Source organism: Ruegeria sp. CH5 (assembly GCF_056537025.1).
The window spans coordinates 52176-68560 of record NZ_JBQFQT010000004.1; the positions used below are offsets into that span (position 1 = coordinate 52176).

A 16385-nucleotide genomic window follows, 5' to 3' on the forward strand; every position below is an offset into this window, starting at 1 on the left:
GTGTCTTTCCTTACTTCACGGCGCCGAAGGTCAGGCCGCGGACCAGTTGTTTCTGACTGAACCACCCAAGGATCAGGATCGGGGCGATGGCCATTGTCGATGCCGCGCTGAGCTTGGCGAAGAACAGGCCCTCGGGGCTGGAATAGCTGGCGATGAACGCGGTCAGCGGGGCCGCGTCGACGGCGGTCAGGTTCAGGGTCCAGAACGCCTCGTTCCAGGCCAGGATGAAATTCAGCAGCACGGTCGAGGCGATGCCCGGCACCGCCATCGGCGTCAGGATGTATAGGATTTCCTCTTTCAGCGTGGCGCCGTCCATGCGCGCGGCTTCCAGGATGTCGCCGGGGATTTCACGGAAATAGGTGTACAGCATCCAGACGATGATCGGCAGGTTGATCAGCATCAGAACCACCACCAGCCCGGCGCGGCTGTCCAACAGGCCCAGTTGGATGAACAACAGGTAGATCGGGTACAACACCCCCACCGCCGGCAGCATCTTGGTGGACAGCATCCACAACAGGATATCCTTGGTGCGCGCCGAGGGCACGAAGGCCATGGCCCAGGCGGCGGGCACCGCGACGATCACGCCCAGAAGGGTGGACCCGCCCGCGATGATGATCGAGTTCCACAGATACCGCATGTAGTTCGACCGCTCCTGGACCACGGCATAGTTCTCCAGCGTCCAGTCGAAGTTCAGAAAGATCGGCGGGCTGGCGATGGCCTGGGCCTCGGTCTTGAAGCTGGTCAGGATCGTCCAGAGGATCGGGAAGAAGATCAGCAGGCCGACAGCCCAGGCAAAGGCGGTGTTGATCAGCTTGCGTGGTGTGGTGACGGTGCGGGCCATGTTTTCGTCCTCCTCACGCGTCCAGGTTTTTGCCGACGATGCGCATCAGGAAGATGGCGACGATGTTGGCAAGGATGATGGCATAGACTCCGCCGGCCGAGCCCAGCCCGACATTCTGGCTTTCCAGCACGCGCTGGTAGATCAGATAGGTCAGGGTGCGGGTGCCGAAGGCGCCGCCGGTGGTCACGAAGATCTCGGCGAAGATCGACAGCAGGAAGATCGTCTGGATCAGGATGACGATCGTGATCGCGCGGCTCAGATGCGGCAGAATGATGAAAAAGAAGCGTTTCAGCGGTGGCGCGCCATCCATTTCGGCGGCCTCCAGCTGTTCGCTGTCCAGCGACTGGATCGCGGTCAGCAGGATCAGGGTGGCAAAGGGCAGCCATTGCCAGGACACGATCATCACGATCGACGGCATCGACGCCTCGGACAGCCACGAGATTGGCTCGGCCCCGAAGAACCGCCACAGATGGGCAAACAGGCCGTTGACCGGATCCATGAACATGTTCTTCCAGACCAGCGCCGAAACGGTGGGCATTACGAAGAACGGGGCGATCACCAGAATGCGCACCACTCCCTGGCCCCACATCGGCTGATCCAGCAGCAGCGCCAGCAGGATGCCCAGCACCACGGTGATGGCCAGCACACCGCCCACGATCACCAGCGTCGCCTGAACGGCGGGCCAGAAGGAACTCGAGGTCACGAACCGGACGTAGTTGTCGAACCCGACCCAACCCAGGTCACCGCCGCGCAGCGGCAGGTATTTCTTGAAGGAAAAATACAGAGTCATCGTCAGCGGAACCAGCATCCAGCCCAGCAGCAGGACCACGGCGGGGGCCATCATCAGGCGTGCGACGGATCGGGAGTGTTGAGTTGCCATGACGCAAGACCTCTCTGTTCAGGCGACTTGTTGCCTGCGAGACTAACACGGGTTGTGGAAGGGGGAGAGCGGGGGACAGAAACCTGCCCACCCGCCGGGAGGAGGCCTCAGTACCCTGCGGCTTCCATTTCTTCGGCCGTGAAGGCCTGTGCCTTGGCCAGAGCTTCGTCAACCGACTGCTGTCCGGCATAGACCGCCGAGAATTCCTGGCTCACCTGGGTGGCGATGCCCGCGAATTCGGGGATGGCGACGAACTGGATCCCGGTATACGGCGTCGGCTTGACGCAGCAGTTTTCCGGATCGGCCGCAAGGATCGACTTCAGCGTCATCTGCGCGAAGGGGATGTCCTTGTAGTCGGGGTTCTCGTACAGCGAGGTGCGCGCACCCGGCGGAACGTTGGCCCAGCCCTCGTTCTCGGCGACCAGTTCGATGTATTCCTTCGAAGTGGCCCATTCGATAAACTGCTTGGCGGCGTCCTCTTTCTGGGTGCCGGCCGGAATGGCCAGCGCCCAGGCCCACAGCCAGTTGGCGCGCTTGTCAACGCCTTCCGAGTTCGGCGCCAGAGCAAATCCAACCTGATCGGCGACAGTCGAGTCGTCGGGGTTGGTCACGAAAGACGCGGCAACGGTGGCGTCGATCCACATGCCGCATTTGCCCTGCTGGAACAGCGACAGGTTTTCGTTGAAGCCGTTGGTGGCATACCCGGCGGGGCCGGATTCGTTCATCATGTCTACGAAGAAGGTCAGCGCCTCTTTCCACTCGGGCTGATCGAACTGGGGTTTCCAGTCTTCGTCGAACCAGCGCGCGCCGAACGAGTTCGCAGTCACGGTGATGAAGGCGCCGCCCTCACCCCAACCGGCCTTGCCGCGCAGGCAGATGCCGTTGATGTCGTTGTCGCGGTCCGTCATCGCAGCCGCCGCTTCGCGGATGAACTGCCAGGTCGGCGCCTCGGGCATCTCCAGACCGGCCTTCTCCATAAGGTCGGTGCGGTACATGATCATCGAGCTTTCGCCATAGAATGGTGCCGCATACAGCGTGCCGTCGTGGCTGAGGCCGCCGCGCATCGCGGGCAGGATGTCGTCCACGTCATATTCCGCGGACATTCCGTCCAGCGGCACAAGCCAGCCGTTCGCGCCCCAGATCGGCGTTTCGTACATGCCGATGGTCATGATGTCGAACTGGCCGCCCTTGGTCGAGATGTCGGTGGTCACACGCTGGCGCAATACGTTCTCTTCCAGCGTGACCCATTCCACCTCGTGGCCGGTCGCTTCGGTGAACTTGTCGGTGTATTTCTGCATCCGGATCATGTCGCCGTTGTTTACGGTGGCGATCGTGATCGTCTCTGCAGATGCGGCGCCGGCGGTCAAAGCCGCTGCGCTTGCCGCCCATAGAACGGATTTCAGGTACATTCTTTCCTCCCTGGTGTCGAATTACCTGGAGGAAAGCATCACGAATTATTTGTCGCGCGTCAACTAAAATTTTACGCGCGTAAAAAAGGTGTCGAAAATCAGGCCGAACTCCGCAGTATCAGACGCGCGGGAAACAGGGTTTCGGTGCGGGCGCTCAGCCGCCCACCGGATTCGACCAGTCGCGTCAGCGTCTCGACGGAGCGATTCGATACTGCGGTGTAGTCATGCGCCGCGGTGGTCAGCGACGGGCAGGTGAACTTGGAAAACGGATGGTCGTCATGCGAGGCGACGCGCAGGTCGCAATCCTCGCCCAACCCGACCCGCAGGCCCTTTTCATAGCAGGCCGATAGGAACCCGATGGCCAGCCGGTCATTGCTGCAAAGAATGGTGCGCGAGGGCAGATTGGGCTGATCCAACAGCTTGAACGCGCCCTGGCGACCGATTTCCTCGAAGCCCCAGCCGCGACCGTCGACCTTGATCACCTGCGGCTCAAAGCCCAGGCTCTCCATTTTTTTGATGTAGGCGATGCGGCGTTTGTTGGCGTTGGGGTTGGCGGGGTGCCGCATCTCGAAGAACGCGGGCGGTTCGCCGCTGCGGCACAGGTAATCGACGGTCTGTTCGATGAAGCTCGCGTTGTCCGACCCGACAAAGGCCGCGCCCATGCCTTCCAGGTTGCTGTCGAACAGGATGGTGGGGATGTCCTTGCAGAATTTCTCGATGAACGACCGGTCGGAATCGCGCCCCAGCGGTGCCAGCAGCACGCCCGCCGGTTTCAACGCGCGCAGGCTGTCGAGGATCTCGGCCTCTTGCGCGGGGTCGCCATAGGCGCTGTAGAGCGTCGGACGGAACCCGGCCTCGATGCATTTTTCCTCGATGTTGCGGGCGATCTCGGCAAAGAACGGGTCGGCCAGATAGGGTACCACGATGCCGACATTCTTGGTCAGCTTGCGGTTCTGGTTCATGGCAAAGATGTTGGGGCGATAGTCGAACCGCTCCAGCGCCTGCTCGATCCGTTCGCGGGTCGACCGGCGCACGCTGTCGGGATCGTTGAAATATTTCGACACCGTCGGGCGCGAGATCCCGCTGACCGCCGCAAACTCCTCCATGTTCCGGATTTTTCTGGGTGCCATGCCTTGCCTCTGGCGCGGGGCCAGGCCCGCGCCGCTCTGAATTTGTCGGTGTTTTACCTTTTCTTATCGCGCGACAAATTTCAACGGCAGAGTTCCGCGACGGCCATTCGGGTCAGATCAGCATCTCGAGCCGGGCGCCGGGAAACCGTTGCAGCACCGGCGCGATCCGGTCGGCGGGCAGCAGACACAGCGCGGTCGACAACCCGTCGGCCAGCGCCGCGTCAGGGGCCGAGACCGAAACCGCCCGGTGCCGGACCGGCTGACCCTGCGGGCCCAGAATGTGGCCATGACGCCCGGCCAGCTGTGTCGCATCAGGGGCCGAGGTTGCCACCGCCCTGTCGCGCAGTTCGATGCGCCGGGTCACGTCCTCGGGGCCGGCCAGGCCGACGCGCCAGCCCGACCCGTCGGCGCGGGTGCCGATGGCGGCGATCTCGCCCATGTCGACCAGCACGTCGGTCAGCCCCTGCGCCCGCAACAGCGCCGCGATGCGGTCGGTCACGGCGCCCTGCGCGATCCCGTTCAGCGTCAGCGCCGAGCGGCCCGGATGGGGCAGGCGGATCGCCTCGGCCGAGACCGAAACTCCCTTGTAGCCGACCAGCGCCCGGGCCTGCGCCATTTCAGCATCCGGCGCGCCGGTGGCCAGCGCCATCCACAGCGGTTGAACGGTCGGGTCGAACGCACCGCCGGTTGCGTCGTGCAGGGCGGCGCTTTGGGCCAGCACCTGCAGCAGCTCCGGGGCCGGGGCGGGCAGGGTGCCGTCGCGGTTCAGGCGGCTCAGCTGCGAATCCGGGCGGTACAGGCTGAAGATGTTCTCCAGCCGGTCCAGTTCGGCCTCGAGCGCGGAGATGATCGGCGCGGCCTGCGCGTCACTCAGCCCGACCAGGTGCAGGCTGGCGGGTGCCCCCAGCGCGGTGCCGCGCCAGCGGGCAACCGGGGCGGCGCGCGCGACGGTCGGCAAGGCGGCGCAGGCGGCCGAGATGGTCAGGAAACGGCGTCGGGGCAGGCGGGTCATGCGGGTGTCTCCAGGGATTGGGTCAGATCGACGGGGCCAAGCGCCGCGTCGTCGGGAATGTCGGTCAAGGGCAGGGCGGTGCCGCCATAGGTTTCGATGAACCGCGCCGCGGCGTCCGGCGTTGCAAATGGCACGATCTCGGGCGCGCCCATGCCGCCGGCCACGCCGGCGCCCACCACGAAGGTGGCCTGATCGGCGGCGATCCAGTTCGATATGCCCGGCTCGTGCCAGCTGGGGGCCGCGCCCATGTCGCTGACATAGATCGCGGTGATCTCGGCATCCCGCTCGGGGCTTTTGAGATAGGCCACCATGTCGCGCACCTGGGCAAAGAACAGCGGCGCGGGATAGCCCTCCAGATGGATCTGCCCCTTGGGCCCGCCGTGTTCGGCCACGTTCATCTGGCAGAAATAGCTGAGCGCGGTTTCGGTCAGATCGACCGGATCCGGCGGGGCGGCGGCCTGTTCTTCCTTGCAGGCCGCCAGCGCGATCAGCGCGATCAGGGCAAGGCGTGTCATGGTTCGACCCTCCGGAAGGCCAACCGGGCCAGGGCAAAGCCCAGAACCGGCCAGATCAGCAGCGAGGCGGGCGCCGCCCAGGCGGGCAGGGCCTGCGCCGCGCCGGTCATGCCGGACGCAATGGCCACGCCCTCGGTTGCGGCGATGTTCCAAAGACGGAAAGCGTCGGCCGGGTTGGCCACCATCACCCAGGGAAAGACGGATTGGGTGAAGACGCCGCCTTTGTCCATGACGACGGCTCCCAACAGCCCAAGATCATAGAGGACGACGAAGACCAGCCAGAGCCCGGCCGACAGACCTGCCGCCGCCGTTGCGCCCCTCGCCAGGGCGGACAGCAGGTATCCCAGCGCCAGAAACACGGCGCCCAGCAGGATCGAGGTGACGATCAGCCGGCCAAGCGCGAACAGGCTGTCCGCGCCCGCGCCGCCGAACCACGCGGCGACCGCCCCGGCGGTGCCGAAACCGACCGTCATGGCAAAGGCCAGCGCCGCCAGATGGGCGGTGAATTTGCCCAGCAGAATTTCTCCGCGCCCCGCCGGATAGGACAGCAGCAGCGACAGGCTGCCCCGGTCCACATCGCCGGCGATGGCGTCAAAGGAAATCATCAGCGCCAAGAGCGGCGCCAGATATACCGACAGCGTGGTCATCGAGGCGACCGACACCGTCAGCATGTCGACCCCCAGCGTGCCGGTGGGCGCGCTGCCGGCAAAGGTCAGGGCCAGCGCGAAGAGAACCATGATCAGCGTCGCCACCAGCAGCCAGCGGTTGCGGCGCAGGATCAGCATCTCGGTGCGGGTGATGGCAAGGAAACGGGTCATTGCAGCGCCTCCTGAGCATAGTGGCGATAGAGGTCTTCCAGCTTGGGCGGGGTCATTTCTACGTCGGCCACGGCATCTCCCATGGCGGCGATGCGGCGCAGGGCCTGCATCTTGTCGGCGGGCGAGCACAGCAATTCGACCGAGGCGCCGTTGACCCGATTGCCGCCCAGTTCGGCGGCCAGCGCGTCGGCATTGGCGCGGGCGCGCAGCTTCAGCCGGATCGGCAAACCGGCCAGCGCCGACAGGTTGGCCAGCGTGTCATCGGCCACCATCCGACCCTTGCGCATGATGGCGATGCGGTCGGTGCGGGCCTCGACCTCGGTCAGGGCATGGCTGGCGATCAGCACCGCGGTGCCCTGCGCGGCCAGCTCGTCGATGATGGCGTACAGGTCCTGGCGCGAGATCGGGTCCAACCCTGAGGTAGGTTCGTCCAGCAGCGCCAGTTTCGGCTGGCCCAGCAACACCTGCGCAAGGCCCAACCGCTGCCGCATCCCCTTGGAATAGGCGCCGATCCGGCGGTCCATCGCGTCGCCCAGCCCGACACGGTCCAGCAGGGCGGGCACGTCGGCGCGGGAGCCTGACAGCTTGGCGAACAGGGTCAGCTGCTCGCGCCCGGTCAGGGCCGGGTGGAACGAGACCGCCTCGGGCAGATAGGCCGTATCGCGACGCGCCTGCGCGCTGCCGGGGGCGGCGGCGCCGATGCGGATCGTGCCGGCTTGGATGGGCGTCAGGCCCAGGATCGACTTGATCAGGGTGGATTTTCCGGCGCCGTTGTGGCCCAGCAGCGCCACGCGCTGTCCGGGCTCGAGCGTCAGGGAGATATCGCTCAGAACGCGGGTCTTGCCGCGATCCTTGCAGACCGTTTCGATGGTCAGGGCCTTATCCGTCATGAGGCACCTTTTTCATGGCTGGGGGTTGAGGGGCTTGCATCAATGGGTGGCTGTCGATCACGCCGCCCGGCAGCAGCGCCGGGAAGGCCGATTGCGACCAGCGCACCAGCTGCACGGCGGGCGAGCCGAGCAGCAGCTTGGCTGCGGGTTGGGTCCACAGCACATGGTCCATGCTATCGTTGGGGCGATAGGGGGCGTCGGCGATGCCGTCGCCGTTCACGTCATAGGCGGCAAAATCGGACCAGTAGTTGCCGCGGCCGTCTTCCGACCACTCGACCCATTTGGTCGAGACGTATTTCACCTGTGTCCGGTTGCCGATAAAGGCGTTGCCGACGATCCGGTTGCGTTCGCTGCCTGCGGTGAAATGGATCCCGATACCGCAGCCTTCGAACCAGTTGTTGGTGAATTCGTTCTTGTTGGAATTGTACAGAAAGGTGCACTTCTCCTTGGCGCCTTTCACCACGTTGCCCGAGATCACGCTGTCATTGGCATAGTTCAGCATGACCCCGTGTTCGCGGTCGCCGACCGAGACGTTGTTGATCACCTGCACATTCGAGGTGAACATCACCGCATAGCCCAGATCGTTGCCGATCGAGACATTGTCGCTGACGACGGAGTCGTCGGCATACATGTAGTGCACGGCAAAGCGCAGGTCGCGGAAATTGTTGCCGGTGAAGGTGTTCTTCTTCGACGAGTTCACGAAGATTCCGTCGCGGCCAAAGCGGATGTTATTGCCTTCGACCACCGCGCCCGGCGCGTTCCAGACATAAACACCGTTGCCGCGGTCGTTCATCCGGCGGTCCTGCCGGCCCTCGATGCGGTTGCCGCGCACGATGCTGTCATCGGCACCGTGGATGTCGATGCCATAGAGATTGCCCAGTAGCACGTTGTTTTCCACCACTGCGGCGCGGGCCGTCTTGGTCAGCTGGATGCCGCTGTCGATCTCACCATGGTCCGACCCCGACCCGATCACGGTCAGGCCGCGCAGGTTGATGTCGGGTCCGGTCACGGTGATGACGCTGCCGGTGCCTTGTCCGTCGATTGTGGCCTGGCCCTGCCCGTCGATGGTGATGGGCCGGTCCAGAACCAAGCGTTCGGCATAGACGCCGGGGCTCAGGCGGAGGGTGTCTCCATCCGCCGCCTGCGCCAGTGTCTCAGTGATGGCCCCCGCCCGGTTGGGCACGTCCCAGTCCGCCGCCCAAAGCGGCGAGCCGAGCAGAAGCGGGATGAGCAGGGGCCAGCGCATGGGTCAGGCTCCCTGCGGTTCGACCAGCATCCGGCCGCGCATTTCCATGTGCAGCGCGTGGCAGAACCACTGGCAGTAGAACCAGTGCACGCCCGGACGGTCGGCGGTGAAGGTGATCGAGGCGGTGGCCTGCGGCGCGACCTCGAAGGCGATGCCGTAGTTACCCAGGCAGAAGCCGTGGGTCACATCGTCCACGTCATCCAGGTTGGTAACGTAGATCGTGACCTCGTCGCCCTGTTTGACGGTGAACTTCTCGAGGCTGAAGGTCGGGGCCTGCGAGACCATGTAGACCCGCACCTTGTTGCCGTCGCGGATGGGCTCTTCGGCACCTTCCTCCAGATCGACGCCATCGGCCTCGGCCTGTTTGCGCGCATCTTCCCAGGTCGGGTCGTTGCGGTCCCAGACGTTGACCGGGTTCACGATGTCGCGCCGCACGATGATCGAGTCATGCGGCTCGGCGAAGGTCGGGCCGTCATGAACAACCTTCATCTCGTCGGTCGAGATGTCGATCACCTGTTCGTTCTCGGGCTTGAGCGGACCGGTGTTCAGGAACCGGTCTTTCGAGAACTTGTTCATCGAGATCAGCCACTTGCCGTCGGCCTCTTTGGTCTCACCCATCGAGGTCGAGTTGTGGCCCGGCTGATAGTGCACGTCGACCTTCGAGATGATCGGGTCCACGTCCTCGCCGTTGTAGGCGCGGATGGCCTTGTCGATGTTCCATTTGACGATCTGGCTGTCCAGGAACAGCGTGGTGAAGGCATTGCCCTGACCGTCATAGGCGGTGTGAAGCGGGCCAAGGCCCAGCTGCGGCTCGCCCACGATGCACGACCGAGGATCGGCGTCGCTTTCGAACAGCGCGTCCAGCTTGGTCACGTCCATGATCGACACGGTCGGCGACAGCTTGCCGTTGATGCAGACGTGCTTGCCGTCCGGAGCGGTGTTGATGCCGTGCGGCGAGTTCGGGATCGGGATGTAGCGGGTGTATTTTTTGTTCGACCCCTTGCGCCCGTCCAGAACCTTGACGCCCTTGATCTCCTGATAGTCGCCCGCGGCGATGCCGGCCTCGATTTCCTTGAGGTTGAAGACGACCACGTGGTCCATCTCGCTCTCGGTCATCTCGGCCAGGTTCATGCCCATTTCCGAGTTGTACGAGGTCGAGAAGGCGTATTTGCCCTGATAGTCGCAATCGGTGTTGTCGAGGTTACCCGACACCATCACCTGCCAGGCGATCTCCATCGTGTCACCGTCGATGGCGGTGAAGATGTTGACGTATTGCGACGGATCGTCCAGCACGCTGCCGTCGTTGATCAGCGGGGTTTCGTCCTCGCCATTGGCAAAGACATAGCCGGTGCGCGGGAATTTCTGCGGGCGCAGACCGTGGATCGCCTTGGCGTTGGGGATCTCGATGATCTTGTCGCATTTCATCACGTCGCAGCGCACGCGGGCCACGCGGGTGTTGGCCTTGTCGTTCATGAACAGATAGCGGCCGTCATAGGTGCCATCGGTGAACGACATGTGCGGGTGGTGCAGGTCGCCGTTGTCATAGGTTTTCATGCCGCGCTTGGCCAGGAACTCCTTGGTTTCCGGCAGCAGGCCCTCGGTCAGGATCTTCAGCGACTCGTTGGTCTGACCCCAGCCAGTTGCAGAGCAACGGTTGAAGACCGGCACCCGCATCAGCTCGCGCATGGACGGGAAGCCCAGGATGCGCAATTCGCCGGTCTGACCCGAGGACCAGAAGCCGTAGTATTCGTCCAGCTCACCGGGCTCCAGATTGGCGTTGGCCGCAGCGCTGGCCTGTTTCGCGGTCATCAGGGTCGAACCCAGACCGGTCCCGGCCAGCACGGCACCGGTGGCGGTTGCCCCCAGCATCCCGCGGCGGGTGATGTTCAGTTTGTTGTCTTGTTCCGACATGATCGTTCCTCCTTTTTAGGAAACGGATTGCGGTTTGGCGTTCGGATGGTTCGCCGGTGGTTGCCCGAGGGGGGTCTTGAGATTGACCGACCCTGTCTTGGCCCGCCGCTTCAGCTGGCGGATAACGACGGGACATTTATCCTCGGACTGGTAGAGCACCTGACAATGCAGGCAGGTGACGCACTCGTTCGGGTTGATCTCACCAGTTGGGTGGATTGCCTGAACGGGGCATTCGTTGGCGCAGGTCTGACAGGGGCTGCCGCATTCCTTGTAGCGGCGCAGCCAGTCGAACATGCGAATTCGGGCGGGGATCGCCAGCGCTCCGCCGAGCGGGCAGAGGTAGCGGCAATAGAACCGTTCGATGAACAGTCCGATCCCCAGCAGGGTCAGCGCAAAGACGACAAAGGGCCAGTCGCGCATGAACTTCAGAATGATCGCGGTCTTGAAGGGCTCGATCTCGGCATAGGTCTCAGCCAGCGGGATCGAGACAAAGCTGAGCCCGAAGAGACCGAGGAAGATCATGTATTTCGCAGGCCACAGGCGTTCGTTCAGTCCCCATGGCAGCGTCCATTGTGGCACTTTCAGCGCGCGTGCGATCTTGTTGGTCAGTTCCTGCAGCGCACCAAACGGGCACAGCCAGCCGCAATAGGCCCCGCGTCCCCAGAACAGCAGGGCGGCAGCCACCGCGAACCACTGGATGAAGACCAGCGGATCCAGCAGGAAGGCATCCCAGCTGAAACCAGTGCGCAGGCTGCCGGCCAGTGCCATCAGGTTCACCACGCTCAGCTGCGCATTTGCGTACCAGCCGATGAAGAACAGTGTCAGGGTCAAGTATCCGATGCGGAACCAGTAAAAGACCCGGGCGTTCATCGTGGCGTGGAATTGGAAGAAGAAAGTAGCGGTCAGCACCAGCAACATGACGCCTAGACCCGCAATCTCGACCGTGCGATCTTTCCAGATGCGTTTCCACAAGGCAGCTTTCGCAGCGGCTTCGCCAGTGGCGTCATCCACAACAGTGGGGGCTGCGACTGGCAACAGATACTGCTCGGGCAGCTTGTAGCCCAGATCGAAGGTCAGAAAGGTTTTTTCAACCGCACCCACGGCCCGTTGCACCAGCAATTGCAGGCGGAACGGCTCGGCCGGGTTGAACTCGGCTTCGGCGGGGATCTTGAAGATATCCAGCTCGGTGAAACTGGGCGCATCCGGGGCTGCAACCCGGCCAAGACGCTCTTGCTGTTTGTCGAAGAACCGTACCGAATTGTCGCCCTGGATAAGCTGAATCCGGTCGAAGATTCCGCCGCGTACGTAGCCTGATCCCTTGAAGCTGTAGGCCCCGCGCCCTAGCACCAGAATAGCCTGTTCGCCCTCATCCAGCCATTCGACAAGGTTCTGATATTCCGCCTCGCCCAACAGTGATTTGCCGATCGATGGAACCGAGACCAGCGCCACGTGCATGTCGATGAACGTATCATCAGGCTCGCCCGGTTCAGGGCGTTTGATGGCGCGCTGATCTCCTGTGGCTTCAAAGGCAGCGTTGACCTGACCGACATCCAGCGTCAGCCGCCGGATCGAGCCGTCACCCGAAAGCGTTGTCCAGTCGTAAACGGCATCCTGCGCCATATCAACTTCGCGTTTCGGCCCGTCTGCCTGTAGCGGAGACAATCCGCCCAGCCCCAGCGCCCGCGCGACCTTGATCCCGCCGCGCACAAGGCTGTCATCGATCACCATGATCGTCACCGTCGCACCCGAGATGATGTCGAGGTCATGCCCCTCGCCGCCGGTTTCGGCCTCTACCTTCAGGTCCAGACCAGCATAGCCTTCGGTCAACTCGACCATGCGTGAATTGGGGATGCCGATCAGAACGATGGGTTCCGAGTGTTTGACCAGCTGCACACCGGTCAGCACCGCGTCGTCATCGATGGCGGCAACCACATGGATCGGTTTGCCGGAATATCCGGTGGTGCCCACGAAGTCAGAAGTCAGGAAGGCCCAGGCCAAGGTCTCGCCGCCCTTCAGGACGGGTGCGACCGGAACGTCATCGCGGACCGGCCCGAAGGCATCGGCACCGGGGGCCAGATCGGCGGGTTCAATCTCGGGCAGGAAGCTGGCAAGGCTGTCGGCATGGGCGCTGATCGCCATCAGGCAGGACAGGGCAAGGGCCAGAAGGATATGGATTGCGCGACTTACGACCACGGCGCACCTCCGATAACTTGGGTGGACGCCATGGACGCGCGCAGGGCGCGTTCAGTTATGTTTTGGGTCGTGCACGGGGGTCCTCGGGTCTCGGGCCACAGCTTATCCGAGTTGTACAACACGGAAGATTTGCTGTTTTGAACCTGTACAACATGGAAGATTCCGATTTGCGGCACTTGCGTCAGCGCGGGCACGGGTGCCGCGCTGGTGACAGCGCACAGCGCGCAATCGGCGCATTTCGGGCAATACGCGGTCGGGTCTTCGGTGCCCTCCTCAAGGTCAACCTCAACCCAGACCGCGCCGCCTTCCGAGCAGATCTCCACCCAGACACTTTCACCGGGACTCGCCAGCGCTGGCCCAAGCACCTGCAACATCAAAAGAAAGATGCCCGCCAGCCCAGCTGCCACGCGTGTCGCGCGGACCGGGAGGCTGTGGTTTTGGCGGGCGGCGGGCATGGAGACTCCGACTCGAATTTGATGTTGCCCGAGTCGTAAGGGATTGGCAGGCGGCACGACTTGACTTCGATCAGGTGGTCAAAAAAATGGCACTTCGGCCCTGGGCAGTTCGCTCGGGATCAGCCGTCGGCCTCATCCATCAGCCGCCGCACCCAGCGCCCCGCCAGCCAGCTGGCCGGAACCCCAAGGGGCACACACCAGATCAGCGCGGCCACCGGTGTAACTGCGCCGAACCCCAGCGCATGGGCGATCAACCCGGCCAGAAACAGGTTGATGGCGACGGTCAGCGCCGTCGCCGGATACAACAGAATGGCCAGTTTCCAGACCGGCCAGCGCCCGTCAGTGGCTGGTGCCTTCCGAGAAGGTGATCTTGTTCCAGACATTGTATTTCCCCGAAGGTTTGCGCATCGGCAGGCGTTTGATCTCTTCGAGCGTCTGCGCGTCATAGACGATCACCGCGCCGTCATCCTCCCAGATCGACACCAGCGCATGGGCGCCGTCGCGGGTGAATTCCACATGCGCCACGGTCTTGCCCGGCGCGGGCCGCAGGGTTTTGAAGATCTCGAGGCTCTGCTTGTCGATCACATGCATCGCATCCTTGTTGGGGCCAAAGAACACGTCGGCCCAGACATAGGGCGAGTTCTCGTGGCTGCGCATAAAAAAGCCCGGGCCTTCGGTCTCGATCCGCTTGATCGTTTCCCAAGTGCTCATGTCGATGACCGAGATGGTGCCTTCGGTCAGGTGCGGCGTGGCCATCACCGTGGTGCCATCGCGCTGCCAGGTGATGCCCGAGCCCAGATGCGGCATGCCGGGCAGGTCCAGATCCGCCACTTTCTGCCCGATCACGAGGTCGATCACCTGACCGCCCTTGCCATCGCGCGACGCGCCCATGACGTATTCATAGCTCTGGTCGAAAAAGAAATCGTCCAGATAGTCGGGCGTGGTGATCTTGCGGACGGGGAAGGGGTCGGGGTTCTTGAACTGCCCCTCGATCCGGAAATCATGGCCCAGCCCGAATTGCGGCGGGTTGTCGCCATAGAACACTTCCCAGATCTCGGGCACGTCCTTGAGCGCCAGCACGAAGCTTTCGCGCGGCGGGGCCTGGTACACAGCCGAGACCCGGCTGGGCTTGCCCTGCTTGCCCTTGACCTCGACCACCTTGGCCACCGACAGATCCTCGGTCGACAGCAGGGTCAGGCTGTTGGGCAGATAGTTCGCCACGGCCAGCCACTTGCCGTCGCCCGACATGGCGATGTTGCGGCTGTTCAGGCCGGCGCGGATGCGGCCCACCTGTTTCAGGGCCCAGATGTCGTATTTCTGCACCCAGCCATCGCGCGACATGATGAACACATAGCGCCCGTCGGGGCTGAACTTGGGGCCGCCATGCACGGCAAAGGGGGTCTCGAACCGGTCCAGAACCTCGAAGGTGTCGCCATCCAGAACGCTGACATGGTGATCGCCGGTTTCCACCACCAGCGTGATGTTCATCGGGTCGCTGTCCCAAACCGGCGCATCGACCGGTGCGCAATCGGCATCCAGCGTGCGGCTGGCCATGATCTGTTCGGCATCCCATTGGGGGTCGATCTCCAGCGGAGATTTCAGCCAGCCCGCAAGTTCCTCGATCTGCAAGGCGTCCAGCTCGTGCGCGAAGGCGGGCATCTGGGTGGCCGGGCGCCCCTCGGCGATGACGGCGGCCACGCGGGGGCCGCGCATGCGTTTGAGCGTTTCGGGGATCAACGCCGGACCGACGCCGCCCAGCCGGGCCTCGCCATGGCAGCTGGCGCAATGCTCGGCGTAATCTGATTGAGCATCCGCCCAGGCCGTTCCAGCCAGCAACACCGAGCACAAAGTACCGAATTTGAGTGCCTTAAAAGAACTGATGCGCCGGATCATGGCTTTTCCCCCGGAAAGGCGTGACCTGCAGGCGCTCGCCGGCACCGTCCACGCCGATTTCATCATTGGTCAGGTAGCAGGCCGGGTCTTCGGCCCACGGGTCGCCGGTCAGTTGCAGGGCCCGGATGCGGGTATTGCCGCCGCAGACATCCTGCAACCGGCAGGCGCCGCACCGCCCCTTCAACGGGCGCGGCCGCGTGCGCAGCAGGGCCAGCATCGGGTCATCCCCGGTCCACAACTCGGAAAACGGAGTGAGTTTGACGTTGCCCACCGTGTAGTCCGACCAGTATGTGTCGGGATGGACGCGGCCCAGATTGTCGATATTGGCCACGCCCAGACCGCTGGAATTGCCGCCCCAATGGGCCAGGTGTTCGCGCACATGCGCGACGGCGTCGGCGTCGAACCGGGCGGCGGCCCAGTTCAGGAAATACCCGGCATCCGCGTCGTTGTTGCCGGTCACGATGTCCAGCGGGCGTCCGCCCGAAGCGGCCTCCCACGCGCGGTTCAGCAACAGGTCGAGCCCCTGCCGGGTGCGCTGATGTTCCGCGTCCTCGCCCCGGTTCTTGTCGCCACGCCCGGCATAGACCAGATGCGAGAGATAGAACTTGTCCACCCCCTCGTCGTCGCACAGTTTCAGCAGGTCGGGCAGGTGGTGCTGGGTGCCTTCGGTCAGGCAGAACCGCAGGCCCACCTTGATGCCGCGTTTCTTGCATTCGCGCACGCCGCGCAGGGCGTCATCAAAGGCGCCCTCGACCCCGCGAAACCAGTCATTCGTGGCCCCGATCCCGTCGAGCGAGATGCCGACATAGTTGAAGCCCACGTCGGCGATCATGTCGGCCGTTTCGTCGTGGATCCGCGTGCCGTTGGTCGACAGGGCCAGCATCGGCACCAGCTGGCGCGCGCGCCGGGCGATGTCGAAAAAATCGAACCGGTCCAATGGCTCCCCGCCCGAGAGGATCAGGGCCGGGACGCGAAACTGGCCCAGATCCTCAAGGGTGACCATGGCTTGCTCGTGGCTGAGCTCGCCCGGGAAGGCCACATCCGCAGACACGGTGTAGCAATGGCGGCATTTCAGGTTGCAGCGCCGGGTCAGGTTCCAGATCACCACCGGCTTCACCGGTCCGGGGCGGCGTTTGCGCACCGGCGTCGGGTTGACAAGCTGCTGCATGTATTCGGTCAGGCGGAACATCGG

The 16385-nt window shown here is 63.7% G+C and carries 15 protein-coding genes; all 15 read right to left on the reverse strand.

Features of this window, described 5'->3' with window-relative positions; translation table 11 throughout:
- Nucleotides 1-10: 10 nt before the first annotated feature.
- Entirely contained in the window at nucleotides 11-841 is an 831-nt protein-coding gene (locus tag ACR0JC_RS13305) for a carbohydrate ABC transporter permease (protein ID WP_170341115.1), read from the reverse strand.
- 13 nt (nucleotides 842-854) lie between these two features.
- On the reverse strand, nucleotides 855-1721 hold the full coding sequence (locus tag ACR0JC_RS13310; RefSeq protein WP_149775359.1) for a carbohydrate ABC transporter permease: 867 nt from the start codon (nucleotides 1719-1721) through the stop codon (nucleotides 855-857).
- Nucleotides 1722-1828: 107 nt separating this feature from the next.
- Nucleotides 1829-3130: an ABC transporter substrate-binding protein gene (locus ACR0JC_RS13315; protein WP_170341117.1), complete on the reverse strand. Its 1302-nt coding sequence runs from the start codon at nucleotides 3128-3130 to the stop codon at nucleotides 1829-1831.
- Between the two features lie 98 nt (nucleotides 3131-3228).
- Entirely contained in the window at nucleotides 3229-4260 is a 1032-nt protein-coding gene (locus tag ACR0JC_RS13320) for a LacI family DNA-binding transcriptional regulator (protein WP_170341118.1), read from the reverse strand.
- Nucleotides 4261-4372: 112 nt separating this feature from the next.
- On the reverse strand, nucleotides 4373-5272 hold the full coding sequence (locus tag ACR0JC_RS13325) for an FAD:protein FMN transferase (RefSeq protein ID WP_170341120.1): 900 nt from the start codon (nucleotides 5270-5272) through the stop codon (nucleotides 4373-4375).
- Nucleotides 5269-5787, reverse strand: coding sequence for a nitrous oxide reductase accessory protein NosL (locus ACR0JC_RS13330; protein ID WP_170341122.1), 519 nt, complete (start codon nucleotides 5785-5787; stop codon nucleotides 5269-5271). The genes ACR0JC_RS13325 and ACR0JC_RS13330 overlap by 4 nt, the downstream gene beginning before the upstream one ends.
- Nucleotides 5784-6605, reverse strand: coding sequence for an ABC transporter permease (locus ACR0JC_RS13335; RefSeq protein ID WP_170341124.1), 822 nt, complete (start codon nucleotides 6603-6605; stop codon nucleotides 5784-5786). The genes ACR0JC_RS13330 and ACR0JC_RS13335 overlap by 4 nt, the downstream gene beginning before the upstream one ends.
- A complete protein-coding gene (locus ACR0JC_RS13340) occupies nucleotides 6602-7495 on the reverse strand; it encodes an ABC transporter ATP-binding protein (RefSeq protein ID WP_170341126.1) in 894 nt (297 codons plus the stop codon). The genes ACR0JC_RS13335 and ACR0JC_RS13340 overlap by 4 nt, the downstream gene beginning before the upstream one ends.
- Entirely contained in the window at nucleotides 7485-8741 is a 1257-nt protein-coding gene (locus tag ACR0JC_RS13345; protein ID WP_170341128.1) for a nitrous oxide reductase family maturation protein NosD, read from the reverse strand. The genes ACR0JC_RS13340 and ACR0JC_RS13345 overlap by 11 nt, the downstream gene beginning before the upstream one ends.
- 3 nt (nucleotides 8742-8744) lie before the next feature.
- A complete protein-coding gene (gene nosZ / locus ACR0JC_RS13350) occupies nucleotides 8745-10652 on the reverse strand; it encodes a TAT-dependent nitrous-oxide reductase (RefSeq protein ID WP_170341130.1) in 1908 nt (635 codons plus the stop codon).
- 15 nt (nucleotides 10653-10667) lie between these two features.
- On the reverse strand, nucleotides 10668-12791 hold the full coding sequence (locus ACR0JC_RS13355) for a NosR/NirI family protein (protein ID WP_174822080.1): 2124 nt from the start codon (nucleotides 12789-12791) through the stop codon (nucleotides 10668-10670).
- A gap of 44 nt (nucleotides 12792-12835) precedes the next feature.
- Nucleotides 12836-13300: a DUF2946 family protein gene (locus ACR0JC_RS13360; RefSeq protein ID WP_170341134.1), complete on the reverse strand. Its 465-nt coding sequence runs from the start codon at nucleotides 13298-13300 to the stop codon at nucleotides 12836-12838.
- Nucleotides 13301-13419: 119 nt separating this feature from the next.
- Nucleotides 13420-13683 (reverse strand): hypothetical protein, encoded by a 264-nt coding sequence (locus tag ACR0JC_RS13365; protein ID WP_093963201.1) that lies wholly within the window; start codon nucleotides 13681-13683, stop codon nucleotides 13420-13422.
- A complete protein-coding gene (locus tag ACR0JC_RS13370; protein WP_170341136.1) occupies nucleotides 13640-15193 on the reverse strand; it encodes a nitrite reductase in 1554 nt (517 codons plus the stop codon). Before ACR0JC_RS13370 ends, ACR0JC_RS13365 begins: the two co-directional genes overlap by 44 nt.
- The gene (gene nirJ / locus ACR0JC_RS13375) at nucleotides 15168-16382 is read right to left on the reverse strand and encodes a heme d1 biosynthesis radical SAM protein NirJ (RefSeq protein WP_170341138.1); all 1215 of its coding nucleotides are present in this window, start codon (nucleotides 16380-16382) and stop codon (nucleotides 15168-15170) included. The genes ACR0JC_RS13370 and nirJ overlap by 26 nt, the downstream gene beginning before the upstream one ends.
- Between the last annotated feature and the right edge of the window lie 3 nt (nucleotides 16383-16385).